Source organism: Cetobacterium somerae (assembly GCF_022430525.1).
Classification (GTDB): domain Bacteria; phylum Fusobacteriota; class Fusobacteriia; order Fusobacteriales; family Fusobacteriaceae; genus Cetobacterium_A.
This window is the reverse complement of sequence record NZ_CP092519.1, coordinates 1,649,656-1,676,097: the sequence shown is the minus strand read 5'-3', so window position 1 is coordinate 1,676,097 and position 26,442 is coordinate 1,649,656. Positions and strand designations below refer to the sequence as shown.

Genomic DNA, 26,442 nt, shown 5'->3' with positions numbered 1-26,442 from the left:
ATGGAAAGACCTGGGGTAAAAATTTTTGCCGGAACATCAAATATGGAGTTAGCTAAAAAAATAGCTGAAAAATATGGAACTTCAGTAGGAGATGTTGAAATTGTTAGATTTAAAGATGGAGAGGTTTACGTTTGTGTGGGAGAGACAGTAAGAGGTAGAGATATATTTATTGTTCAATCTACATCTGAGCCTGTAAATGAAAACATAATGGAGTTATTAATATTTATTGACGCCTTAAAGAGAGCTTCAGCAAAATCAATAAATGTTATTATTCCTTATTATGGATATGCTAGACAAGATAGAAAATCAAGACCAAGAGAACCGATCACATCGAAATTAGTGGCAAATTTATTAACAACAGCAGGAGCTACAAGAATTGTAACTATGGATTTACATGCTGATCAGATTCAAGGTTTCTTTGATATTCCAGTGGATCACATGCAAGCTTTACCATTATTAGCAAAGTCATTTATAGCTAGAGGAATGTCAGGAGATAAGGTTGTTGTTGTATCTCCAGATATTGGTGGAGTAAAAAGAGCTAGAAAATTAGCTGAATGGCTAGATTGTAAAATAGCAATTATTGACAAAAGAAGACCAAAACCAAATATGTCAGAGGTTATGAATTTAATTGGAGAAGTAGAAGGGAAAATAGCAATATTTATAGATGATATGATTGATACTGCTGGAACAATAACAAATGGAGCAGAAGCTATTATGGCAAGAGGAGCTCTAGAAGCTTATGCGTGTTGTACACATGGAGTATTTTCAGATCCGGCTATTGAGAGACTGCAAGCTTCTTGTTTAAAAGAAGTAATAATAACAGACTCAATAGCGTTACCAGAGTCTAAAAAGATTGATAAAATAAAAGTAGTTTCTGTTGATGAAATTCTTGCAGAAGCTGTTAGAAGAATTGTAAACAATGAGTCAGTATCTGAGTTATTTGAAAAGTAAAAGCATATAGAAAAGCTAGTATTCTACTAGCTTTTTTTTTTTTAATATGTTAGAATTATTTATATAGATAAAGGTGAGGAAAAGGATTAATTATGAAAAGAATTGTGTTTAAAGAAAACAATATTGATTTAGAAGTTATAAAAAATAAATTAAATAATGATGGAATAATAATTTATCCTACAGATACAGTATATGGAGTAGGTGCAAGTATTGACTCACTAAAGGGCCTACAAAAAATTTATGAGGCAAAAGAGAGAAATTTTAGTTCTCCATTAATAGCACTTCTTAGTAAAGTAGAATACATTGAAAAAATCGCAATTATAGATGAGGAAAAAAAGATAATTATAGAAAAGCTAGCAGGTGAATTTTGGCCAGGAGCTTTAACAATTATTTTAAATAAGAAAGATAATGTTCCAGGTATAATGGTTTCTAATGGAGAAACAGTGGGAGTTAGGATACCAGCTTTGAAGTTAGCTCAAGATATAATAGAAAGTGTTGGAGGAGTTTTACCAACAACAAGTGCTAATATCTCAGGAGAAAAAACACCTAGAAGTTTTGAAGAATTAGATGAAAAATTCAAAGAAAGAGTAGAGGTTATAGTTGATGGAGGAAAATCTCCTTTAGGTATAGAGTCAACAATATTAGATTTAACAAAAACGCTTCCAAAAATTCTTAGAGAGGGAGCTATAAAAAAAGAAACAATAGAGAAAGTTATTGGAAAAATATAAAATTTTGGAGGAAAAAATGAAGGCACAAAAGGTAAACGCAAATAACATGAATCCTATGCAAATGAATGCAATGTCATCAATGATGGGTATGATGAACTCAATTCAAAAAATAGGTAAAGGGAAAAGAAAATACTCAGTATCTTTAGATAAAGGAACAAAGAAGTTTTTATCTAAATTTATAGAAGAGATAAAAAAACAATTTGCAATGAATAGTGGAATGCAAAATGTTGGCCAGTTTTTGGATTATGTTAAATCGATAGCAGATTCAAAAGATAAAATGGAGTTAAAATTATCTTATGAGGAGCAAGAGTTCTTAACGAAAATGGTAGCAGATGCAGTTAGAGGTATGGAAACTGTTCAATTTAAATGGTATCAACTTATAAAAAAATCAATGACAAAAGTTATGGCTAAACAATATAGAGAGCTACTTATTCAATTGAAAAAATAATATCATAAATAAAACTAGAAGTAGAGAATTATTCTACTTCTTTTTTTTAAAAAAATTGTTGACATTTTTTATATGATAGGGTATAATTATAAATGTCTGAAGGGATGCCGCTTTAGCTCATCTGGTAGAGCAACTGACTTGTAATCAGTAGGTGATTGGTTCGACTCCGATAAGCGGCACCATAAACGCCCCGTTCGTTCAGTGGTAAGGACAATAGATTTTCACTCTATAAACAGGGGTTCGATTCCCCTACGGGGTACCATTAAAATTAAATAAGATATGGTGAGGTTCCCGAGCGGCCAAAGGGATCAGACTGTAAATCTGACGGCTCTGCCTTCGAAGGTTCGAATCCTTCTCTCACCACCACTTATACTACACTAACCTGAAACAGTTTGAAGGATATGTGTGGATTTTTTTTTAAGCGGATTTTTTTTGTAAAAGAAAAGAAAAAATAAATATAAAGAAAAACAGGAGGAAATTTCAAATGGCTAAAGAAAAATTTGAAAGAAGCAAACCGCACGTTAACATTGGAACAATCGGACACGTTGACCACGGAAAAACAACAACAACAGCAGCAATATCAAAAGTATTATCAGATATGGGACTAGCTAAGAAAGTAGATTTCGCTAACATCGACGCTGCACCAGAAGAGAGAGAAAGAGGAATCACAATCAATACAGCTCACATCGAGTACGAAACAGTAGAGAGACACTACGCGCACGTTGACTGTCCAGGTCACGCGGATTACGTAAAGAACATGATCACTGGAGCAGCACAAATGGACGGAGCTATCTTAGTTGTATCAGCAGCAGATGGTCCAATGCCACAAACAAGAGAGCACATCCTATTATCAAGACAGGTTGGAGTTCCATACATCGTAGTATACTTAAACAAAGCTGACATGGTAGACGACGAAGAGTTATTAGAGTTAGTTGAAATGGAAGTAAGAGAGTTATTAACAGAGTACGGATTCCCAGGAGACGATTTACCAGTAATAATGGGATCATCTTTAGGAGCAATGAACGGAGAAGAGAAATGGGTTAACCAAATCAAAGCTCTAATGGACGCTGTAGATTCTTACATTCCAACACCTGCAAGAGCAGTAGACCAACCATTCCTAATGCCAATTGAGGATGTATTCACAATTACAGGAAGAGGAACAGTTGTAACTGGAAGAGTAGAAAGAGGAATTGTAAAAGTTGGAGAAGAGATTGAAATAGTAGGAATCAAAGATACTACAAAATCAACTTGTACAGGAGTAGAGATGTTCAGAAAGCTGTTAGATCAAGGTCAAGCAGGAGATAACATCGGAGCATTATTAAGAGGAATCAAGAAAGAGGATGTTGAAAGAGGACAAGTATTATGTAAGCCAGGATCAATATTACCACATACAGGATTCAAATCAGAGGTATACGTATTAACTAAGGAAGAGGGAGGAAGACATACTCCATTCTTCTCAGGATACAGACCACAGTTCTACTTCAGAACTACAGATATAACTGGAGCAATCAACTTACCTGAGGGAGTAGAAATGGTAATGCCAGGAGACAACATTGAGATGACAGTAGAGTTAATTCACCCAATCGCAATGGAGCCAGGATTAAGATTCGCAATCAGAGAGGGAGGAAGAACAGTAGCTTCTGGAGTTGTTGCAGAAATTACTAAGTAATCTTACTTATTAAAATATTGAGAGTTAAGTTTTAAACTTAGCTCTCTTTTTTATTTTTTCATTTAAAAAAATATGATATAATATGAAAAAATAGAAAGGATATTACATGATAATAGATTTTACAAAAGTTATAGAGGTTTTTGAATCTATGAGCTTCATAGGACTAATATTAATTTGGATGTCTTTTTTAATAGGGTTGAAATTTCCTGATTGGGATTTTAAGTTAAAGATAAAACATAGAAATATTTTAACTCATAGTCCAATAATACTTTGGATAATGATATATTTTTACAATACTCAAAAAGATGTTGAAGTTTTTAGATTTTCAATAATGGGATTTGCGTTAGCGTTAGGATTACATATGATTTTTGATTTTTTTCCAAAGGGATGGTCAAGAGGAGCATTAATATATTTTCCATATTGTAGAGTATGTTTAGGTGTTAAAGGAAGTAAAGGATTTATTTTTTTAACGGGAATATATTGTATCTTTTTATCGATAAAATATTCGCAAACTTATATTGAAGTTATGATTTTGACTTTATTAGGAGTGTACACAATTGTAAAAAATATAAAAAAAGAAGAAAAGTTTTTTAGACCTTTTACCTTTTTTGCAGGGGTTTGTGTATTTTTAAGTGCAGTAAAATATGATGAAATAAGTAATTCTATCACTTTTATTGTACACTTAATATTTGAAAAAGTGAAAATCCTATTTTAGTACATGAAAATTTATAGAAATCCTGGACCTTAACTTGACAAAAGAAGTTAATTTTTAATATAATTTAACTAAATAAAAGGATTGAGAGGAGAAAAAATGAGAGACATTAACTTTTTAGTAGAACAAGCTACTAAAATTAGAAAAGACATTGTTCAAATGATTTGTAAATCAAAATCAGGTCATCCAGGAGGATCATTATCAGCTGCTGATATAGTAACTGCACTATATTTTTCAGAAATGAATATAGATCCGAAAAACCCAAAAATGGAGGGAAGAGACAGATTTGTTTTATCAAAAGGACATGCAGCTCCAGTACTTTACTCTGCTTTAGCTGAAAGAGGATACTTTGATAGAGAACTTTTAGGAACATTAAGAGCTTATGGATCACCTTTACAAGGTCATCCAGATATGAAAAAACTTCCAGGTGTAGAGATTTCTACAGGTTCTTTAGGGCAAGGACTATCTGTAGCAAATGGAATGGCATTATCAGCTAGAATCTCAGGAGAAAACTATAGAACGTATGTTTTAATGGGAGATGGAGAGTTACAAGAGGGACAAGTATGGGAAGCCGCAATGTCAGCAGCACACTTTAAGCTTGATTCGATATGTGCTTTCGTTGACTCAAACAATCTTCAAATAGATGGAAATGTAGATAAAATTATGGGTGTAGAGCCTCTAGATAAAAAATGGGAAGCTTTTGGATGGAATGTAATTATAATAGATGGACATAACTTCCAAGAGATATTTGATGCTTTAGATAAAGCGAAAGAAACAAAAGGGCAACCGACAGTAATTATTGCTAAAACTGTAAAAGGTAAGGGAGTATCATTTATGGAAAATGTTTGTGGATTCCATGGAGTAGCTCCAACTTGTGAAGAAACAGAAAAAGCGATAGCAGAGCTAGAGAAAGTATCAGAGATATAATAAATTCGGAGGATGAAATAATGAAAAAATCTACAAGACAGGCTTACGGAGAAGCATTAGTAGAGCTTGGAAGACAAAATAATAATATAGTTGTTTTAGATGCAGACTTAACAAAATCAACAAAAACAAATCTATTTCAAGAAGCATTTCCAGAAAGACATATAAACGTTGGAATAGCTGAAGCAGATTTAATTGGAACAGCAGCAGGACTTGCTACATGTGGAAAAATACCATTTGCTTCTACATTTGCGATGTTTGCAGCGGGAAGAGCATTTGAGCAAATAAGAAATACAGTAGCTTATCCAAAGTTAAATGTAAAAATAGCTCCAACACATGCAGGGATTTCAGTAGGAGAAGATGGAGGGTCTCATCAATCAGTTGAAGATATCTCTTTAATGAGAAGTATTCCAGGAATGGTTGTATTATCACCAGCAGATGCTACAGAAACTAAGAAAATGATATTTGCAGCAGCAGAGTATAACGGACCAGTATACATAAGAATGGGAAGATTAGATGTACCAGTATTATTTGATGATTCATATGATTTCCAAATAGGAATAGCAAATACTATAAAAGAAGGAACTGATGTTACAATATTAGCAACAGGACTTATGACAGCAAGAGCTTTAGAAGCAGCAGAAAAGTTACAAGCTGAAGGGGTTTCAGTAAGAGTAGTAAATGTTGGAACGATAAAACCTTTAGATGGAGAAACAGTTTTAAAAGCTGCTCAAGAAACAAAGTTCATAGTAACAGCTGAAGAGCACTCAGTAATAGGAGGACTTGGATCAGCAGTATCAGAGTTCTTATCAGAGACACATCCAACATTAGTTAAAAAAGTTGGAATTTATGATGTGTTTGGTCAAAGTGGAAAGGCTGAAGAGCTATTAGAGAAATACGAATTAACGGCAACAAAATTAATATCGGTAATAAAAGAAAACTTATAGAAAATATATAGTATAGAGGCGAGTTGAACTGGCCTCTATATTTTAATTAGGGAGAAGAGATGGAAAGAAAAAAAGGGGCAAGAACATTTATAGCATTAACACTAAGTTTTATTATATTTAATATATTTATTTCATTATCTTCTAATAGCTACTTTATTGGGAAAATATTAAAGAGTGATTATTTTTTTACTATTGAGTTACAAAATGAAAACTCAAAAGAGAAATTACAAGAATTCGAAAAATTTCTTTTAGAAAATGAAAATGTTAAAGGAACAAGATTTTTATCAAAAGAAGAAGCTTTTAGAAACTTACAAAAAGAATTAGAAATAGTGATACCTAAAAGTGAAAATCCATTACCAAATTCAATAATTGTATATTTTAAAGATGAAAAAAACCTTCATGCCATCCAGGAATTATTAGATGTAAACCCAATGGTAAGAGAGATATATATAGATAGTCAATTTTTACAAAATATTCAAAGAAAAGTTAGTGCAGCAAACATGTCACTATTTATTTGTTTAATATTATCTTTAGGAATGTATTATCCAATAACAACAATTCTCAGAGGAGTTATAATTAGAGATTATATGATATTTTCAATAAAGGCTCCACAAAATAAAAAAAACTTTTCTGTAGCTAGAAATAAAAATTTGATACCATTTTTTGGAAGCGCATTAGTTGGAGGAATGATATTTTTTAATATTTATGTTATATTGAGAGATAAGTACCAACAAATTTTATCAAAATTAATACTTCAAAGTTTTAAACAAATTATAGTAATTGAGATTATAGCAACACTAATACTTCTATTTTTGGCTTGGAAATCAACAGGTAAGCTAAAAAAAGATGAGGTCTAAATATGAAAAGAATAATGATTTTTTTTATTTGTTCAACTTTTGTATTTGGAGATAGTGTAGATAATTTAAAAAATAAAATGAAAAAAATAGAGAGTGAAATAAAGCAAAAAAATAGTAGAATTGAACATATAGACTCTGAAAAAATAAGTATTGCAAAACAGATTGAAAATATAAATTCAGAAATTAAAGATATTGAAAAAGAGGCAGAAAAACTTCAAGATGAGATAAAAATAGTTAATAGAAATATTGAGTATGGTGGATTGAATTTAAATGTAAGTAGTAAGGTACTAGATAGAAAAAAGTCAGAATATAAAGCTAAAATGATTGAAGTAACTAGAAAATCTAGTTTAGAAAGTGATACAAAAGAGAGAAGCATTGCTAAAAGAAGCTTTTCAAGACTTTTGTATGGAGATTTAGAAAGTATGGAACATATTAAAAATGTTCAAAGTTCAATAGAACATGTAAAAAAGAACATTGAAAATGATAGACAAAAATTAACGATTCTTAAAAGAAAACTAGATTCAAATAGAAGATCAATTGAAGTAAAAAAACAAGAAAAAAATAGATTAATAACAAGATTAAATCAAGAAAAAACAACTCATGTAAAAACAATAAGTAAGTTAGAGACTCAAAAGAAAAATATAGAAAAAGAAATTGAAAGAATAATAAAAGCAAGAAGTGTAACAGCTAAAAATGTAAAATTAGATACAGCAGTACTTAAACTTGGAAAATTCCAAAGACCTATTTCAGGAACAATTGCTGTAAAATTTAAAGAAAAGAAAAATGGTGAAGTTGTTAGTAATGGTATAGAGATAGCTGGAAAAATGGGAGCTAGGGTTAAAGCTGCAACAAGTGGAAAAGTAATATATGCAGATAAATTTCAAGGGCTTAATAATGTGGTTATGATAGATTATGGATATAATACTATTGGTGTTTATGGAAATTTAATTGCTGTTGGAGTTAAATTAAATCAACAAGTTCAAAGAGGACAAGACATAGGTGTTTTAGGTCTAAATACCGATAGTAAAGCAAATCTTTATTATGAAGTAAGATTTAATTTAAAACCAATAAATCCAGAAAATCTATTTTAAGGGAGGAAATAATGAAGGGAACTATAATTTACAATGAAGATAAAAAAGAAGCAGTAAAACTATATCATCAATTAATAGACTTTTTTTTAAAATACGATATAGAAATAGTTCCTAAGACTGATGTATTAGAAGCAAAATTTGCTGTTGTTATAGGAGGAGATGGAACTTTACTTAGAGCCTCTAAAACTTTAATTAAAAATAAAAATATAGATATTTTTGCAATCAATGCAGGATCTTTAGGTTTTTTAACAGAGATAAAAATCGAAGAGTTTCATCCTACTTTTCTTAAGTATTTAAAAGGAATAGTAAAAAAAGAGAGTAGACAACTTTTAGAAGTAGTTATAAGAGGAGAAAAGATAGACGTATTAAATGAGATTGTTATTTCAAAGAAAATGGCCAGTTCAAAAATTCTAGATATATCAATGAATACTGAGAATACAAAAATCTGTGATTATAAAGCAGATGGAATAATTGTTGCAACACCTACAGGCTCAACAGCATATTCTCTTTCAGCAGGAGGCCCAATAGTTATGCCACAAATAAAAGCTATAGTAGTTACCCCTTTAGCACCTCATAATTTAGCAACAAGACCTATAATTTTAAGTGGTGAAGAAAGATTAATATTAACTTTAAAACCAGAGCAAAAAGGTTGTATAATAATAGATGGTGAAATAGAGAGAGAAATAGGAAATGCTGAGGAAATATTGGTATATTACTCTGATGAAAAAATAAATCTTATATTACCAGAAAATAGAGATTACTATGGAATTTTAAGAGATAAGTTAAAGTGGGGAGATAATCTATGTTAAAAGAGTTGAAAATTGAAAATTTAGCCATAATAGAAAAGGTGGATTTAGAATTTAAAAAAGGATTAATTGTTTTGACTGGAGAAACAGGAGCAGGGAAATCAATAATTTTAAGCGGAATAAATCTTTTAATAGGAGAAAAAGCTAGTGCAGATATGGTTAGAGATGGAGAAGAATACCTTCTAGCACAAGGTGTATTTGCTGTTAATGAAGAACAAGAAGCTGAATTAAGAGAGTTAGGTATAGAAGCTGAAGATAATGAAGTTATAGTAAGAAGACATATAGATAAAAATGGAAAAGGAAAAGCTTTTGTAAATAACATAAGAGTGCCAATGTCTAGTTTAAAAGAGATAATGGGGACTTTAGTTGATATAGTAGGTCAGCACTCTCATCAAATGCTTTTAAATAAAAGTAATCATTTAAGACTTTTAGATAGATTTTTAGGTGATGATGGTATTGCAATAAAAAAGCAACTTGAAATAATTTATAATGAATATTCAAGTTTGGAAAGAAGAATTCAAGATGTAGAAAAAAATAAAAGAGAAACTTTAGAAAAAAAAGAATTTTATGAATTTCAACTTCAAGAGATTGATAAAGTAAATTTGAAAGATGGAGAAGATGAAAAACTTGAAGAAGAGTATAAAAAACTATTTCATGCAGGAAAAATAAAGGAAAAGCTATCACTAACGGAGAATATATTAAAAGATGGAGAAAAAAATGCTTTAAATATAATTTACAATAGCAGAAAAAACTTAGAAACAATTTCAAAGTATGGAAAAGAATTTCAAGAAAACTTAGAAAGATTAGAAAGAGTTTACTATGATTTACAAGATTGTGTAGATTCAATTAGAGATTTAAATGATGATATAGAGGCTGATGATTTAAGATTAGAAAAGGTAATTTCAAGACTTGATACGATTAATCGTTTAAAGTCAAAATATGGAGAAGATATAGCTACAATACTTCAATACAGAGAAAAAATCGATGAAAAACTTCAGTTATTAGATGAAAATAGTTTTCAAGTAAAAAAATTAGAAAAAGATAGAGACGAAGCTAAAACAAAATACTATACTTTAGCTAAAAAGTTAAGTGATATAAGAAAATTAAAGGCTAAAATCATTGAAGAAAATCTCCAAGATGAATTAAAAGGTCTAAATATGGGAGATGCAAACTTTAAAATTGAATTTGAAGAATCAACATCAATGACTTTAAGTGGAATAGACCAAGTGGAGTTTATGATATCAACAAATGTTGGTCAAGGATTAAAACCATTATGGAAGGTTGCTTCAGGTGGGGAAGTGAGTAGAATAATGTTAGCTATAAAAGTGATTTTCTCAAAAGTTGATAATATACCAATATTAATTTTTGATGAGATTGATACGGGAGTTGGAGGAGAAACTGTTAGAAAAATAGCGAATAAACTTCAAGAGATAGGTGAAACAACTCAAGTTATGAGTATAACTCACTCGCCTGCTATAGCAGCAAAAGCTACTCAACAGTTTTATATAGAAAAAAATCTGATAGATAATAAAACTATAACCCAAGTAAAAGAGTTAGATAAAGATGAAAGAATAAAAGAGATTGCTAGAATGTTAGCGGGAAAAAATATATCTGAAGCAGTAATAGAGCATGCTAAAGAGTTATTAGGTGATGTATAATGAAACTATTGGAAAATTTTATTAAATATAAAGCAGATTCAAAAAGCTTAAAAAAAGAAACACTAGATTTATATTATGGAGATATAAAAGACTTTGAAAGTTTCGTAGAAAAAGATTTTTTAAATATAAAAAAAGAAGACATATTAAAATATATTGAATTCTTAAAAAATAATTATCAACCAAATTCAATTATAAGAAAAATAAGTACAATAAAGACATTTTATAAATATCTTTTAGAAAAAAGATTTATAAATGATAATCCTTCAGAGGGAATAGTAATTGAAAAAGCTCCTGAAAAAGAGCTCGAAACTTTAGAGCTTTGGGAAATTAATAGTATTTTAGATGCTTGTGGGAAAGATTATAAGGGATTGAGAGATAAGTTACTTATAAAATTACTTGTAGAAACCAATTTATCAATAAATGATGTTCTAAAAATAAAAATATCAGATTTAGAGTTAGTTTCATATAAAATTATATATAATGATGAAAAGGGTGAAAAGATAAGAATATCTGATGAACTTTCTAAAGAACTTGAAGACTATATAAAAGATATTAGAAATTATTTATCTAATGGTAATAGTAATCTTGTATTCTATAGTTTTAGTAGACAATCGTTTCGAGCTAGATTTATCTCTTTAGGTAAAAAATGTGGTATTGAAAGAGAGATAACTCCAAATATGTTGAGAAATACTTTGAAAACTATGGTAAAATGTAATGATGAAATTAATGAAGAACAGTTTTTTTTAGATTTAAAAGATAAGTATTTTAAAATAGGAATAGGAGATGATTAAAAGTGAAAGCTGGATTTATAGCAGTTGTAGGTAGACCAAACGTAGGAAAGTCTACATTAATAAATAAACTTGTAAATGAAAAAGTTGCTATTGTTTCTGATAAGGCAGGAACAACAAGAGATACGATAAAAGGTATTTTAAATTTTAATGGAAATCAATATATATTTGTAGATACTCCAGGAATTCATAAACCAAAGCATTTATTAGGTGAACATATGACAAATAGTGCTTTAAGAGTACTAAGAGATGTTGATGTAATTGCCATGGTTATAGATGCTTCTCAAGAGATTAGTACTGGTGATTTATTCGTATGGGAAAAAGTAAAAGAAGCAAAAAAAACACCAAGAATATTAATAGTAAATAAAATAGATAAAATAACAGATGAAGAACTAATTAAAAAAAGAGAAGAAATAGCAGAAAAATTAGGTGATTTTGATGCGATTGTAGAGATCGCAGGACAATATGCAATAGGTGTTCCTAAATTACTAGAAGCGTTAGATCCATTTTTAGAAGATGGAATAAAATATTATCCAGATGATATGTATACGGATATGCCTACATACAGAATAATAACAGAAGTTGTTAGAGAAAAAATATTAGAAAGAACAAGAGATGAAATTCCTCACTCTGTAGCTATTGAAATTATAAATGTAACTAGAAGAGATAATGGAAAAGATAAGTTTGATATAAATATTTATGTAGAAAGAGACTCTCAAAAAGGTATTATAATTGGAAAGCAAGGTAAAATGCTAAAAGAGATTGGAATTGAAGCTAGAAAAGAGATAGAAAGTCTATTAGGAATTCAAATATACTTAGAACTTTGGGTAAAAGTAAAAGATGACTGGAGAAAGAAAAAACCATTCTTAAAAGAATTAGGATATGTAGACGAAAAATAGATAAATTAAAAGTAGCTATCATGGCTACTTTTTTATTTTGAAGAGATTTATAGATTTGTTTTGATGTGTTAATTATGTTATAATAGAAAATAGATAAAAAATAGTTGGTGATGGAGGAAAAAATACAATGCATTTATTATTAACAGAAGGAATGGGTTGGATAGAAGTTGTAACTGGAAGTATGTTTTCAGGAAAAAGTGAAGAGTTAATTAGAAGAATGAGAAGATCAAAATATGCAAATCAGAAAATTTTAGTTTTTAAACATTCAAGTGATGATAGATATGATGATACAAAAGTAGCTTCTCATAGTCAGGCTTTTATTGAGGCTGTACCAGCTTCAACAGTAGAAGAGATGAGAGAGATAATAGAAAAAGAATATAAAGATGTAAAAGTTATAGGAATAGATGAGGTTCAATTTTTTGGTGAGGACGTAGCTGAATTTTGTGAAGAACTGGCAGATCAAGGGAAAAGAGTTGTTGTAGCTGGATTAGATCAAGATTTTAGAGGAGAACCGTTCAAACCAATGGATAGACTAATGGCAAAAGCTGAATATGTAGACAAATTTAATGCTATTTGTGCTTGCTGTGGTAATCCAGCATCAAGAACTCAAAGATTAGTTGATGGAGAGCCAGCATACGAGGATGATCCTATTGTATTAGTTGGAGCTAGTGAAAGTTATGAAGCAAGATGTAGAAGATGCCATATTGTTAGAAAAAGAGGAGAGTAATGAATTTTAGAGGTATTGAAAAAACTGATAAATGGGGATATATATTTACAGTTTTTTATAATGGAGAAAAATTTCATTCTTTTGATGAAATGGCAGGAAAAGTAACTGTAAAAGGTGAATTTAGAAAAGTAATGAATGAACTAGGATTTACTTGGGCAAAAGGAATTCAACAGGGTGGAAGAACAGATGCTAAAGTTTCTGCTGAAAGAAATCTGTTATATGTAAGTAGTAATTTTACTGGTGATTTAAGTGAGATAATATTTAAATTTAATGAAAAAATGAAGGAATCTATTTTTATAAGAAAAGTACAAAAAACTTTTCCAAATTTATCTTTTCCAGAATATGTAGAAAAAAGAGAGTATATTTATAGATATCCTAAAAAAAGAGTTAAAAGATCAATAGAAGATATAGAAAAAACTCTTTTAGAAATAAGCGGAACTTATGATGTAAGTAAATTTACAGATAAGAAGGGACTCGAATTAAAAGAACATGAAAGAACAGTTAAAGTTACTTATGAAAAAGGAGTATTAAAATTTATAGGAAATTCATTTATGCCTAAACAAGTTAGAAATATGGCAGGGTATATTTTAACTGGTGAAGTTGAAACTTTTCCAGGAAAATTTTTAACTTTAGAAAATGTGTATCTAAAAGAAGAGTTAATGAATAAGATGATATTATCATGTGATAATCTTAAAATATCTGGAGTTGAAAAAATAGAAAAAACAAAAGATGATGAAATTACAATATTATATGTAAAAAAGGAAAAAAAAGGAGAAGTAATAGGAAAAAATGCTTCAAATATAAAATCCTTAAGAAAAGAACTTGGAAATATAGTAATAAGGGAGATTTAAATGCTTTCTAGACTAAAGCAAGTATATAGATATATATTTTTGAAATTTAATAAAAGAAATGAAGAAGAGATAAAAAAGGTGCTTTCAGCAGAAGAATATAAGATTTTTAGTAAGATGAGAGAGTACGATAAAGTGCATTCATTTTTAGTTTATAAAAAATGTAGTGAAAACAGAATTTTAGAAAATAATAAAAATTATTTAAAATTAGCATTACTACATGATTGTGGAAAAGGTAATACAGGTCTTTTAAAAAGAATAAAAAAAGTTTTAATTGGAGATAAAAAGCTAGAAAAACATTCTGAAAATGCTTTTGAAATATTAAAAGATATCAATATAGATGTAGCAAAATTATGTAGAGATCATCATAAAGTTGATGTGGAAAATGAAATGAAAATTTTTCAAAAAATTGATGATGAATAAAAGGAGAGATATGAGAGTAGATATAGGTAAGTATTTAATGTCAGTAGAAAAACCAGCTCAATATTTAGGAAATGAAATAAATAGTTTTCATAAAGATTTAGATTCAGTAAAGGCTAGAATGTGTTTATTCTTTCCAGATATTTATGAAGTGGGAATGTCTAATTTAGGAATAAAATTACTTTATGCAATTATGAATAAAGTTGATAATTTTTATTTAGAAAGAGGATTTGCTCCAATGGAAGACATGGAAACTTTAATGAGACAAAATAATATTCCAATGTTTTCTTTAGAGACAAAAACAGAGTTAAGAGATTTTGATGTTGTTGGTTTTTCATTATCATATGAGATGTGTTATCCAAATGTTTTAAATGCTTTAGACTTGGCCAATATCCCATTGCATGCTGATGAAAGAGGAGAAGAACATCCCCTTATAATGGCAGGTGGAACATGTATGATGAACCCAACACCTATGGAGAAATTTTTAGATTTCTTTGTAATTGGTGATGGAGAAGAAACTATGACAAAGTTAGCTCAAACATTGGTTGCTCTTGCGGGAAAAACAAAAGCTGAAAAACTTGAAGCTATAAAAGATTTTGAAGGAGTTTATATTCCTAAATTACATAAAGGTGTAAAAAGAATAAAAAGAGCAATAGTTCAAGATATAGATAATACACCATCATATTCTGAGCAATTAGTACCATATATTCAAATAGTTCATGATAGAGCTTCAGTGGAGATTCAAAGAGGATGCACTAGAGGATGTAGATTCTGTCAAGCAGGGTATGTTTATAGACCTGTAAGAGAAAGAAGTCTTGAGAAAAATATGGAATTAATAGAGGATATGCTTTTCAATACAGGTTATTCTGAAATATCATTATCATCTTTAAGTAGTAGTGATTATACAGGAATAAGCTCTTTAATAGATGGATTACAAAAAAAATATGAGAATAAAAATTTAGCAATTTCACTACCATCTCTTAGAATGAATACTCATTCTGTTGATGTAGCTGTAAACATTAGTGGTGGAAAAAGAACTGGATTTACATTTGCTCCAGAAGCTGGAAGTCAGAAAATGAGAGATGTTATTAATAAAGGGGTAACAGAGGAACAAATTATAGAAACAGCAGAAGCAGCAGTAAAAGCTGGTTGGGATAATCTAAAGTTTTACTTTATGATAGGATTACCATTTGAAACAGATGAAGATGTTATGGCAATATATGAGCTAGTGAAAAGAGTTACATATAGATGTAGAACAATAAGAAGAAGAGTTAATATAACAGCAAGTGTTTCAAACTTTGTTCCAAAACCTCATACACCTTATCAATGGCATGAGCAAATGAGTGTTGAAGAAACAGAAAGAAAACAGGGAATGTTAAGAGATGCTTTTAGAGGAATGAAGGGAGCAACTTTAAGAATGCATCCACCTAAAAAATCTTATTTAGAAGGTTTCCTTTCAAGAGGAGATGAAAGAACAGCTGATTTAATAGAAACAGCATTTAAAATTGGTGCAAAACTAGATGATTACAAAGATAATTTCTCTATTTGGAAAGAAGCAATGGAAGAGTTGAATATATCTGAAAAAGATTATTTAGGTGCAAGAGAATTAGATGCCGTTCTTCCATGGGACCTTGTAGACACAGGAGTTAGTAAAGAATTTTACATAAGAGAACTAGAAAAAAGTGAAAAACAAGCTTTAACAGTTGATTGTAGAGAGCAATGCTCAGCTTGTGGAATGAAAAAATATATTAAAGAGTGTGGATCATTAACTTTAGATAAAAAGTAATTGGGAGATTTGTATGTTGAAAATAGGAACTGACTGGGATGAAATATTAAAAGAAGAAGTTGAAAAAGAATATTTTGTAAAAATGAAAGATTTTTTAAAACATGAATACTCAGAAAAAACAGTATATCCACCAAATAAAGAGATTTTTACAGCTTTTCAATTAACACCCTATAAAGATGTAAAAATAGTTATATTAGGACAAGATCCATACCATGGCGCAGGACAAGCTCACGGATTAGCATTTTCAGTAAAAAAAGGAATCTCATTACCTCCATCTTTGAGAAATATATATAAAGAGATAGTTAATGAAGGAGAGGGAGAAACCTTTAATAGTGGATGTTTAGAAAGTTGGGCTAAGCAAGGGATATTTCTTCTAAATGCTAGTTTAACTGTAAGAGAAGGTGAAGCGAATTCACATAGCAAAATAGGTTGGACTACATTTACAGATGAAGTTATAAAAAAAATTAATGAAAAAAAGGAACAAGTAATATTTGTTCTTTGGGGTAATAATGCTAAAGATAAAAAGAAATATATTACAAATCCAAACCATATAATTCTTGAAGGTGTTCATCCAAGCCCACTATCAGCAAGTAGAGGGTTTTTTGGATGTGATCACTTTAAAACCATAAATAGTATATTAAAAGAAAAAGGTCACAAAGCTATAACATGGGATATTATTTGATAATCAAAATTAATTGACAAAATATACTTAAATAGTTTAAAATAGATTAAAAACGGGTTGAGGAGGGAATATGAAAAATTTTTTAATGTTATTAACAATAATTGGTGCGGTAGCTTATGGAGCGGAATACAGAAACGGAACTTATAGAGGAGTATATATTTCTGGACAAGAAACACAGGTAGAAGTTCAATTTGATTTAAAAGATGATAAAGTAGAGAAACCAAAATTTAGAACATTATTTTATAAAGATCAAGATTATTTAAAAAATAAAGATTTATCAAAGTATAAAGCTGAATACGAAGCGTTATTAACAGCAATAATAAATAAAAATGTTAATGATGGAATGGAAACTTTATATGCTCCTGGAGAGATAGAAAATGCAGGAGCTACAGTAAGAGCTACAAAAGTAAGAGCAGCAATAAAAAATGCTTTAAATTCAGGAGTTTATACTCCAGCTAAATAGTAAATATGAAAACAGAGGATTTTTTCCTCTGTTTTTTACTTTAAGTATATATTGTTTTTTTTTGAAAAGTGTTATAATAAGTTGAATAATATATAGCGAGGGATGAATATGGAGAGATTATTTAAAGGAGTAGATTATAAAATATTAAAATCTGCAGAAAAAGATATATATAGTGGAAACTTAGAGTATGATTCGAGAAAGATAAAGCAAGGAGATATATTTATTGCATTAAAAGGAGCTTTAGTAGATGGACATAAATTTATCGATAAAGCTATTGAAAATGGAGCATCAGCAATAATTATATCAGAAAAATTAACAGAACTAAAAGATGGAATAGGATATTTTTTAGTAGAAGATTTAAGAGGAAAATTAGGAAAAATTGCATCTAATTTCTATAAAAATCCAGAAAAAGAGTTAAAAATAATTGGTGTAACAGGAACAAATGGAAAAACAACAACAACCTATTTAATAGAGCAAATTTTAGGAGAAAGTAAGGTTGCCAGAATAGGAACTGTAGAATATAAAATTGGAGATGAGATAATAGAAGCTCCTAATACAACTCCAGAGTCTTTAGATATTATAAAAATGTGTAAAAAATCAGTGGATAAAGGATTGGAATATTTAGTGATGGAAGTTAGCTCTCATGGATTAACAAGTGGAAGAGTAGATATGTTAGAGTTTGATGTAGCTATTTTTACTAACTTAACACCAGAGCATTTAGATTATCATAAAGATATGGAAGACTATTTTAATGCTAAAAAAATACTTTTTAAAAAATTAAAAGATTCAAAAAATGGTGTAATCAATATAGATGACGAATATGGTAGAAGAATATATAAGGAGTTTGGAGGAATGACATACTCTTTAAAAGAAAAAGCTGATTTAGATCTTGAGTTGATAAAAGAGATAAATCCATCATTGCTAGGAAAGTTTAATATGTATAATTTATTAGCAGCAATTGGAGTTGGAAAAATATTAAATATAAATCTAGATACAATAAAAGAAAGAGCAAGAGAAATAAAGGGAGCTCCTGGTAGATTTGAACCAGTTTTAGCAGGACAAGAATTTAAAGTAGTTGTAGATTATGCTCATACAGGAGATGCATTAGAAAATATTTTACAAGGGGTTACTGATTTAAAAACTAATGGTAAAATAATAACTGTATTTGGTTGTGGTGGAGATAGAGATAGAATAAAAAGACCTGTAATGGCAGAGGTTAGTGAGAGATATAGTGATTTAGTGATCGTAACTTCGGATAATCCAAGAACAGAAGACCCTAATAAAATAATAGATGATATAGTAAAAGGATTTAAAAATAAAAATTATATAGTAGAAATTGATAGGAAAGAAGCAATAAAAAAAGCAGTTTTAAAAGCTGAAAAAGATGATATAATACTGATAGCAGGTAAAGGGCATGAGACTTATCAAATTTTAGGAACGACAAAGATACACTTTGACGATAGAGAGATTGCCATAGAAGCAATAAAAGAATTAGAAGAGGTGAAATAATTGAAAATAGTTCAAGAAGTAAAAAAAGTTAAAATAGCGAATAAATTTGAAATTGGTGGAGACAATAGATTTACTTTAATAGCTGGTCCATGTGTAATAGAGTCAGAAGAGTTGGTTATGGAAGTAGCTGAAAAAGTGAAAGATATCTGTGATAGATTAGGAATTAACTATGTATTTAAAGCATCTTTTGATAAAGCAAATAGATCTTCTATACATTCATATAGAGGACCAGGAATTGAAAAAGGATTAGAGATACTAAAAAAAGTAAAAGAAAGATTTAATATACCAGTAGTGACAGATGTTCACGAAGCTTGGCAATGTAAAGAGGTTGCTAAAGTTGTAGACATAATTCAAATTCCAGCATTTTTATGTAGACAAACAGATTTGCTGATAGCAGCAGCAGAAACAGGATTACCAGTAAATATTAAAAAAGGACAATTTTTAGCTCCTTGGGATATGAAAAATGTAGTTGTAAAAATGGAGGAAATGAATAATCCAAATATAATGCTTTGTGAGAGAGGATCAACTTTTGGATATAACAATATGGTTGTAGACATGAGAGGATTTGGAGAGATGAGAAAGTTTGGATATCCAGTTGTATTTGATGTGACTCATGCAGTTCAAAAGCCGGGTGGATTAGGAACTGCAACATCAGGAGATAGAGAGTTTGTATTTCCTTTAATGAGAGCAGGACTAGCAATTGGTATAGATGCAATATTTGCAGAAGTTCATCCAGATCCAACAAATGCTAAATCAGATGGTCCAAATATGTTATTCTTATCAGATTTAGAGGAGATATTGAAAGTAGCTGTAAAAATAGATGATTTAGTAAAAGGAAGATAGTATGGACATAAAAAAAATAGCACAAGATTTATTTGATAAAGAGATTTGTGAGTTAGAGAAAGTAAAAGGTAAGATATCAGACTCGTTAGAAATTGTTGTAAATTTAATACTAAACTCTAAAGGGAAAGTTGTAATAACAGGTATTGGAAAATCAGGGATTATAGGAAAAAAAATAGCAGCAACGCTAGCATCAACAGGAACGTTAGCTGTTTTTATGAATTCAGCAGAGGGTCTTCATGGAGACTTGGGAATGATAAATAAAAATGACATAGTAATAGCGATATCTAATAGTGGAAATAGTGATGAAGTGATTTCAATTATTCCATCAATAAAAAAAATTGGTGCAACATTAATAGCTATGACTGGTAATTCTAATTCAAGACTTGGAAAAGAAGCTGATGCTATATTGGATATAGGTGTTGAAAAAGAGGGATGTCCATTGAATTTAGCTCCGATGTCTTCTACAACAAGTACTTTAGTTATGGGAGATGCACTAGCGACAGTATTAATAACTGCAAGAAACTTTAAGCCTGAAAATTTTGCTGTTTATCATCCAGGAGGAAGCTTAGGAAGAAGACTACTTATGAAAGTAAGAGATGTGATGCATAAGGATTTACCAATAGCTCAACTAACAAGTGATATGGATACAGTAATAATGACGATGACTAAAAAAAGATTAGGAGTAGTTTGTATTGTTGAAAATGATGAACTTTTAGGAATTATAACAGAAGGGGATATTAGAAGAGCTTTAAAGATGAAGGATAAATTTTTTACTTTAAAGGCTGAGGATATAATGACTAGAGATTATACTTACGCTACTGAAAATATAATGGCATTAGATGCTTTAGATCTTATGGAGAATAGAGAGAGTCAAATATCTGTATTACCTGTTTTATCAGATAAGAAGATTGTTGGGGTTGTCAGAATTCATGACTTATTAAATGTAATAGGAAAATAGTTGACAAAAAAAGTAAAGTTTTATATAATAAAAAAGTAATATAAAGAAAAAGTAGGAGGAGTAAAAATGGTAACTAAAGATATGAATATTTTAGAAGCAGTTCAAAAGCATCCAGTAATTTCAATGGTATTTAAAAAGCATGGATTAGGGTGTGTAGGATGTATGGTAGCAGCTGGAGAAACTTTAGGAGAAGGAATTGCTGCTCACGGATTAGATGCAGATGCATTAATCGAAGAGATGAATATTTTAATAAAAGAATCAGAAGCTAAGTAATAATTGACTAAAAGGACTCTAATTAATAGAGTCCTTTTTTAATTTCTTGCTAACCCTTAGGAAATTTGATATAATATATTTCAGAAAAAATTTATATATGAGGGAAAAGGGTATGGAATCTAATTTAAAAAAAGTAAATGAGTCACTATTTTTTACTTTAACTTGTGACGAAGTAGGAACATATGTTTCTTTAGTAGACAGTAATGGGGATATAGTAGAAAATATAGCAGAATATGAAATTAGTGATGAAAATGATTTGAAAATTATTGATTTAATTCAAGAGATAAAAGAAGATAGCTTTTTCTCTGGGTGGGATAATGAAAAAAATGAGCTCTATATAGATGAAAATATAGAGATTTTAGATTATCTAAAAAGTAGTAAAAAAGTAGTCACAGGGGATATGAACCCAATCAAATGGGTTTTAAGTGGAAATAAAATAGTATTGAAAATTAGTTTTGTAGAAGATGAGTTTGAATTGTGCGAAGGTAAGCTTCTTTTAAATGGAGAGAGAGATTTTAAGATAGTTTCAGATAACTATGTTTTAAATGAAGATACAATCTATTGGATAGATATTCCGAAGGATACAATACATATTTTAAAAGAGATGGAATCAAAGTTTTCAAAACCAGAGTTAGAAAAATATTTGACTTTAGCATCATCTTTTGGTAGTGGGATAGAGATTGAATGTTTAGATTATGAGATTGTAGAAGAAGGAAATTTAAAACCAGTTCAAGAATTAATAATAGAAAAAATATCTCAAGATAATAGTTTATACTTAAAAATAGGAGCATCTATATCAACAATTGATTATGAGTTTTTAAAAGCACATAATTTGAATAGAGCTTTAGTCATTAAAGATGATTTAAAAAGGGTTGAGATAACAGAAGTTGAAGCAGCTTATTTAGATGAAACTGTAGAAGAGATTGTTAAAAATATTGTAAAACATCAAAAGAATTTAAAGATAAAATCAAGTTTTTATGTAGATGGTAATTTTATTATTTTACAAGAAAAATTAGCAAGAGAGTTTGTAACACAAGAACTTCTTCAATTAGCTGGTAAGTATAAAGTTGTTGGGACAGATAACTTAAAGAAATATAGTGTAAAAGCTGTAAAGCCAAAAGTTGTAGGTAACTTCAAACATGGAATAGACTTTTTAGAAGGAGATGTTCATTTAGAGATTGAAGGTGAAAAATTTTCAATAGTTGATGTTTTAAATAGCTTTAAAAAAGATTCATATATTGTTTTAAGCGATGGAACAAATGCTCTTATCAATAGAAAATATATGGAAAAATTAGAGAGAGTATTTAAAGATAATGGTAAATCAAATGTAAAAATTTCGTTTTTTGATTTACCAATTATAGATGACTTAATTGAAGATAAAGTATTAGCAAGCGAAATTAAAAAAACAAAGAGTTTCTATAGAGGGATTAATCAAATAGAAAATTATAGTGCGCCGATGCCGATGATAAATGCTACTCTTAGAGAATATCAAGAATATGGTTATAAATGGTTAAGATATTTAATGGACAATAGTTTAGGAGGATGTTTAGCCGATGACATGGGACTTGGAAAGACATTACAAGCCATAACATTAATAACAAGTTTACATTTAACACCTAAAAGAAAAACGTTAATAATCATGCCAAAAAGTTTAATATATAACTGGGAAAGTGAAATAAGAAAATTTAGTCCTGATCTTAAATGTGGAATATATTATGGAAATTTTAGAGATAAAACAATTTTTAATAATGTAGAAGTAATTATAACAACTTATGGTACTGTAAGAAATGATATTGAGTATTTAAAAGAGATGAAGTTTGATTTAATAGTTTTAGATGAATCTCAAAATATAAAAAATGTAAATGCACAAACAACAAAAGCAGTTATGTTACTAGATTCAAAATATAGATTAGCCTTAAGTGGTACTCCTATTGAAAATAATTTAGGAGAACTATATTCATTATTTAGATTTTTAAATCCGTCGATGTTTGGAACTTTAGATGAGTTTAACTATCATTATGCTAATCCAATTCAAAAAGAGAATGATAAAGAAGCGATAGAGGAATTAAAAAAGAAAATATATCCATTTATATTAAGAAGAGTCAAAAAAGAAGTTTTAAAAGATCTTCCTGATAAAATTGAAAAAACATTATTCATAGGAATGAATCCAGAGCAAAAAAGGTTATATGAGGAAAGAAGAGCATATTATTATGGCATGATAAATAGTCAAATAAAAACTCAAGGATTAGGAAAAACACAGTTTTATATACTTCAAGCTTTAAATGAACTAAGACAATTAACTAGTTGTCCAGAAATGAAAAATCCAAATATACTTTCTAGTAAAAGAGAGGTACTAATAAATAATGTCCAAGATGCAGTTGAGAATGGACATAAGGTGCTTATATTTACAAATTATATAAAAAGTATAGAAAGTATAACGTCTGATTTAAGAAAAAGAGGAATAAAATATTTAGAAATGACTGGAGCAACTAAAGACAGACAAGGATTGGTAAATTTATTCCAAAAAGATAAAAAATATAAAGTTTTTGTAATGACATTAAAAACTGGTGGAGTAGGACTTAATTTAACAGCAGCGGATACTATATTTATTTATGATCCTTGGTGGAATAAAACTGTAGAGAATCAAGCTGTAGATAGAGCTTATAGACTAGGACAAGATAGAACAGTATTCTCTTACAAACTAATATTAAAAGATACAATCGAAGAAAAAATATTAAAATTACAAGAAAGTAAAAGTCAGCTATTAGATAATTTAATTTCTGATGAGGGAGCGACTTTAAAAACTTTAACTGAAAAGGATATAGAGTTTATTCTTGGAGAATAGGAGATGGTATGGGAATAAGTAGAGATAGATTTAGAAAAGCTTTAAATGAAAGCTATTCAAAAGAGATTCTTTTTAAAATCTTTAAAAGATATTTCTTAGATTGGATAGCTGAAGGGTATATTGGAAGTAACTTAGGATTATTTGAAATTTCTTTAATATCAGAATCTACAAATAAACAAACATTTTTAGAACTGATGGAACAAATGTATTCAAAAGAAGAGATATTTAAAGGTATTTTTTCTTCGCTACCAAAAGAAGTTCAAGATATATTTGAAAGTATAGCTTGGAAAGGTAAATTTAAAATAAAAGATAGGGATATTTATTTAAAAGATGAAGAAGGTTATAATATTAAATCAGAACTAAAAGATGAATTTTTATTTTTTACTAAAAATGGAGATACTAAAAGAGGAGAATATTTAACATTAAATAATGATATCGTGAGAGTTATGAGGCAATTTATGAATAAGCCAAAAGAATACTATATTTATAAAGTTGCAAATTGTGATTGTGAGTTTAGAGAAAATAATGAAGAAAAAATTCAAGAAAATTTGAGAAAGTACTATTCATTTTTTAAAGATGGAAAAATGCAACTTTCAAGTAGTGGAAAGTTACTAAAAGAATCAAAAAATAACATGAAAAAATATTGTAATATTCACGAGTATTATGAAGGAATAAAAGATTTAGAGTTTTTAAAAACAGAAACAATGGGATTATTTTTATTTCTTTTTAAAGAAGAATATTTAAATGATGAGTTTATAAGATCTAGTAATTTAAAAGCTATAGTAAAGGGATTTTTAGATGGAAGTATAATAAAAAGTGAAGACAATACTTATATAAGCTTATATTTAAATTATTTAAAGGGTATAAAAAATGTGGGTAAATCTAATGATGAAATAAAAAGAGGATTAGCAACAATAAGTAAAGTTTTATCAGAATTTCCAGATGATGGTTTTGTATCTATAGATAATATAATAAAAAGTATACTTTATAGAGATGAATTTATAGAAATAATCGATTTAGAATCAGCGTTTGCAACACTATATATTAACGAAGCAAACTATGAAAGAACAAAAATTGTAGGATATGATAAGTATTTAGCATATGTTGTTGAACCATTTATAAAATCAGTATTTTTTATTTTAGCATCATTGGGAGTTTTAGAAATTTGTTATGAAAAGCCATCTTCAGCAAATTCATTGTATTTGAAAAATGGCTATTTAAGTAAATATGATGGAATAAAATATGTTAAATTTACGGAACTAGGTAGATACATATTTAATAGAGTATTAACATATGATTTTAAGGTTTTAGAAGATGAGGGAAAAATAGTTTTAGATGAAGATAGATTAATTGTTACTGTTATTGGAGAAAGTCCACTTAGAATGATGACTTTAGAAAGATTGGGAAATAAAATAGCACCAAATAAATTTAAAATATCTGAAGAGACTTTAACAAAAGGCTTGGAAAATTTAAATGAAGTTCATGGTAAGATACAAGAGTTTAAAGAGAAAATAACTAATGATTTACCAATGAATTGGAATAGATTTTTTGGAGATGTTATTGAAAAAACAGAGTTAATTACCCATGTTCCTGATTATAAAGTTTTAAAACTAAAAAATGATAAAGAGTTATTATCAGCAATAACAAAGGATAAAAGATTCAAACCATTAATCTTAAAAGGTGAAGATCTTCACATAATGGTAAAAAAAGAAAATTTAGACGAAGTATCAGGTTTATTTAAAGAATATGGGTACTTTGTGAACTTATAAAAAATAGGATAAAGCTAAAAATAGCTTTATCCTATTTTTTTAAAAACAGATGTAAAGAGTTGTAAAAATGTGGTAAAATTAAAGTACGAATAATTTTAGGAGGTATATTTTATGAAGAATGCCTATTTTTATGAAGTACAAAAAATATATGAAAATATAAGAAGTAGAATAGAAGAAAGATTAGATGAGTATAGAAAAATTTGGAGAGATGGAGATAATAAAGATATCTTTTGTGAATTGGCTTTTTGTATTTTAACTCCACAATCTAAAGCTAGAAATGCATGGAAAGCAATAAGTGAATTAAGGGATAATAATCTTTTATTTACAGGAAGTGAAGAGGAGATGCTTCCATTTTTAAATATTGTTCGTTTTAATAGAACTAAAGCTAAAAATCTCTATATACTTAGAAAGCAAATGACAGATGAGAATGGGAAATTTATAACAAAAGATTTTTTTTCAACATTCAATTCAGCATTTGAAATGAGAGAGTGGATTGTAAAAAATATAAGAGGAATGTCATACAAGGAAGCTAGTCATTTTTTAAGAAATATTGGTTTTGGTCAAGAATTAGCAATTTTGGATAGACATATTTTAAAAAATTTGGCAGCTTTAGACGTGATAAAAGAAGTTCCTAAAACAGTAACTCCTAAGTTATATAAAGAGATAGAGGAGAAACTAAAAGAATACTGTAAAGAGATAGATATTCCTATGGAGAATATAGATTTATTATTATGGTATTTAGAAGCTAAAGATATATTTAAATAATGTTTAGTTAAAGAATTATTGATAAAAGTTGTACTACTATGGTATAATTTTTAACATGTTTAAGTAGTAATTTGTT

General features: G+C 28.9%; 26 protein-coding genes and 3 tRNA genes. All 29 read left to right on the top strand.

What is annotated here, in order from left to right; genetic code table 11:
- The 29 genes from MKD34_RS07780 to MKD34_RS07640 all read left to right on the top strand — a co-directional run bounded on the left by MKD34_RS07780 (position 1) and on the right by MKD34_RS07640 (position 26,366).
- On the top strand, positions 1 to 951 hold the full coding sequence (locus MKD34_RS07780) for a ribose-phosphate diphosphokinase (RefSeq protein ID WP_240218953.1): 951 nt from the start codon (positions 1 to 3) through the stop codon (positions 949 to 951).
- 92 nt (positions 952 to 1,043) lie between these two features.
- Positions 1,044 to 1,679 carry an L-threonylcarbamoyladenylate synthase gene (locus MKD34_RS07775; protein WP_240218952.1) on the top strand — a complete coding sequence of 212 codons (636 nt, stop codon included), beginning with the start codon at positions 1,044 to 1,046 and terminating at the stop codon, positions 1,677 to 1,679.
- 16 nt (positions 1,680 to 1,695) lie between these two features.
- Complete coding sequence (locus MKD34_RS07770; protein WP_240218951.1) at positions 1,696 to 2,127, top strand: hypothetical protein; 432 nt, start codon at positions 1,696 to 1,698, stop codon at positions 2,125 to 2,127.
- Positions 2,128 to 2,233: 106 nt separating this feature from the next.
- A tRNA-Thr gene (locus tag MKD34_RS07765) sits at positions 2,234 to 2,309 on the top strand.
- Positions 2,310 to 2,314: 5 nt separating this feature from the next.
- A tRNA-Glu gene (locus MKD34_RS07760) sits at positions 2,315 to 2,389 on the top strand.
- Between the two features lie 19 nt (positions 2,390 to 2,408).
- A tRNA-Tyr gene (locus MKD34_RS07755) sits at positions 2,409 to 2,493 on the top strand.
- Positions 2,494 to 2,611: 118 nt separating this feature from the next.
- On the top strand, positions 2,612 to 3,796 hold the full coding sequence (gene tuf / locus MKD34_RS07750; RefSeq protein WP_040406695.1) for an elongation factor Tu: 1,185 nt from the start codon (positions 2,612 to 2,614) through the stop codon (positions 3,794 to 3,796).
- A 106-nt stretch (positions 3,797 to 3,902) separates the two neighbouring features.
- The gene (locus MKD34_RS07745; RefSeq protein ID WP_240218950.1) at positions 3,903 to 4,511 is read left to right on the top strand and encodes a hypothetical protein; all 609 of its coding nucleotides are present in this window, start codon (positions 3,903 to 3,905) and stop codon (positions 4,509 to 4,511) included.
- Between the two features lie 96 nt (positions 4,512 to 4,607).
- Complete coding sequence (locus MKD34_RS07740; protein WP_240218949.1) at positions 4,608 to 5,435, top strand: transketolase; 828 nt, start codon at positions 4,608 to 4,610, stop codon at positions 5,433 to 5,435.
- 17 nt (positions 5,436 to 5,452) lie between these two features.
- Positions 5,453 to 6,379: a transketolase family protein gene (locus tag MKD34_RS07735; protein ID WP_240220099.1), complete on the top strand. Its 927-nt coding sequence runs from the start codon at positions 5,453 to 5,455 to the stop codon at positions 6,377 to 6,379.
- Between the two features lie 59 nt (positions 6,380 to 6,438).
- On the top strand, positions 6,439 to 7,236 hold the full coding sequence (locus MKD34_RS07730; protein WP_240218948.1) for a cell division protein FtsX: 798 nt from the start codon (positions 6,439 to 6,441) through the stop codon (positions 7,234 to 7,236).
- A 2-nt stretch (positions 7,237 to 7,238) separates the two neighbouring features.
- Positions 7,239 to 8,327: a murein hydrolase activator EnvC family protein gene (locus tag MKD34_RS07725; RefSeq protein WP_240218947.1), complete on the top strand. Its 1,089-nt coding sequence runs from the start codon at positions 7,239 to 7,241 to the stop codon at positions 8,325 to 8,327.
- Between the two features lie 11 nt (positions 8,328 to 8,338).
- Positions 8,339 to 9,136: an NAD(+)/NADH kinase gene (locus MKD34_RS07720; protein WP_240218946.1), complete on the top strand. Its 798-nt coding sequence runs from the start codon at positions 8,339 to 8,341 to the stop codon at positions 9,134 to 9,136.
- Positions 9,130 to 10,791, top strand: a complete 1,662-nt coding sequence (recN, locus tag MKD34_RS07715; protein ID WP_240218945.1) for a DNA repair protein RecN — start codon at positions 9,130 to 9,132, stop codon at positions 10,789 to 10,791. The genes MKD34_RS07720 and recN overlap by 7 nt, the downstream gene beginning before the upstream one ends.
- Entirely contained in the window at positions 10,791 to 11,582 is a 792-nt protein-coding gene (locus MKD34_RS07710) for a tyrosine-type recombinase/integrase (protein WP_240218944.1), read from the top strand. The genes recN and MKD34_RS07710 overlap by 1 nt, the downstream gene beginning before the upstream one ends.
- Positions 11,583 to 11,584: 2 nt before the next feature.
- On the top strand, positions 11,585 to 12,478 hold the full coding sequence (era, locus tag MKD34_RS07705; RefSeq protein WP_240218943.1) for a GTPase Era: 894 nt from the start codon (positions 11,585 to 11,587) through the stop codon (positions 12,476 to 12,478).
- Positions 12,479 to 12,605: 127 nt separating this feature from the next.
- Positions 12,606 to 13,205, top strand: coding sequence for a thymidine kinase (locus tag MKD34_RS07700; RefSeq protein ID WP_023051219.1), 600 nt, complete (start codon positions 12,606 to 12,608; stop codon positions 13,203 to 13,205).
- The gene (locus MKD34_RS07695; RefSeq protein WP_240218942.1) at positions 13,205 to 14,056 is read left to right on the top strand and encodes a KH domain-containing protein; all 852 of its coding nucleotides are present in this window, start codon (positions 13,205 to 13,207) and stop codon (positions 14,054 to 14,056) included. Before MKD34_RS07700 ends, MKD34_RS07695 begins: the two co-directional genes overlap by 1 nt.
- On the top strand, positions 14,057 to 14,476 hold the full coding sequence (locus MKD34_RS07690; protein ID WP_240218941.1) for an HD domain-containing protein: 420 nt from the start codon (positions 14,057 to 14,059) through the stop codon (positions 14,474 to 14,476).
- Positions 14,477 to 14,486: 10 nt separating this feature from the next.
- Positions 14,487 to 16,259: a TIGR03960 family B12-binding radical SAM protein gene (locus MKD34_RS07685; RefSeq protein ID WP_240218940.1), complete on the top strand. Its 1,773-nt coding sequence runs from the start codon at positions 14,487 to 14,489 to the stop codon at positions 16,257 to 16,259.
- A 13-nt stretch (positions 16,260 to 16,272) separates the two neighbouring features.
- On the top strand, positions 16,273 to 16,941 hold the full coding sequence (locus MKD34_RS07680) for a uracil-DNA glycosylase (protein WP_240218939.1): 669 nt from the start codon (positions 16,273 to 16,275) through the stop codon (positions 16,939 to 16,941).
- A 70-nt stretch (positions 16,942 to 17,011) separates the two neighbouring features.
- Positions 17,012 to 17,404 (top strand): hypothetical protein, encoded by a 393-nt coding sequence (locus MKD34_RS07675; protein ID WP_240218938.1) that lies wholly within the window; start codon positions 17,012 to 17,014, stop codon positions 17,402 to 17,404.
- Between the two features lie 108 nt (positions 17,405 to 17,512).
- Positions 17,513 to 18,913, top strand: coding sequence for a UDP-N-acetylmuramoyl-L-alanyl-D-glutamate--2,6-diaminopimelate ligase (locus tag MKD34_RS07670; RefSeq protein WP_240218937.1), 1,401 nt, complete (start codon positions 17,513 to 17,515; stop codon positions 18,911 to 18,913).
- Positions 18,914 to 18,919: 6 nt separating this feature from the next.
- The gene (gene kdsA, locus MKD34_RS07665; RefSeq protein ID WP_051364178.1) at positions 18,920 to 19,756 is read left to right on the top strand and encodes a 3-deoxy-8-phosphooctulonate synthase; all 837 of its coding nucleotides are present in this window, start codon (positions 18,920 to 18,922) and stop codon (positions 19,754 to 19,756) included.
- A gap of 1 nt (position 19,757) precedes the next feature.
- Positions 19,758 to 20,714, top strand: a complete 957-nt coding sequence (locus MKD34_RS07660) for a KpsF/GutQ family sugar-phosphate isomerase (RefSeq protein WP_240218936.1) — start codon at positions 19,758 to 19,760, stop codon at positions 20,712 to 20,714.
- Positions 20,715 to 20,780: 66 nt separating this feature from the next.
- Complete coding sequence (locus MKD34_RS07655; protein ID WP_023051210.1) at positions 20,781 to 20,987, top strand: DUF1858 domain-containing protein; 207 nt, start codon at positions 20,781 to 20,783, stop codon at positions 20,985 to 20,987.
- 112 nt (positions 20,988 to 21,099) lie between these two features.
- A complete protein-coding gene (locus MKD34_RS07650; RefSeq protein WP_240218935.1) occupies positions 21,100 to 23,832 on the top strand; it encodes a DEAD/DEAH box helicase in 2,733 nt (910 codons plus the stop codon).
- 8 nt (positions 23,833 to 23,840) lie between these two features.
- Positions 23,841 to 25,601, top strand: coding sequence for a hypothetical protein (locus MKD34_RS07645; protein ID WP_240218934.1), 1,761 nt, complete (start codon positions 23,841 to 23,843; stop codon positions 25,599 to 25,601).
- A gap of 111 nt (positions 25,602 to 25,712) precedes the next feature.
- Positions 25,713 to 26,366 carry an N-glycosylase/DNA lyase gene (locus tag MKD34_RS07640; protein ID WP_240218933.1) on the top strand — a complete coding sequence of 218 codons (654 nt, stop codon included), beginning with the start codon at positions 25,713 to 25,715 and terminating at the stop codon, positions 26,364 to 26,366.
- The last annotated feature ends 76 nt before the right edge of the window (positions 26,367 to 26,442 follow it).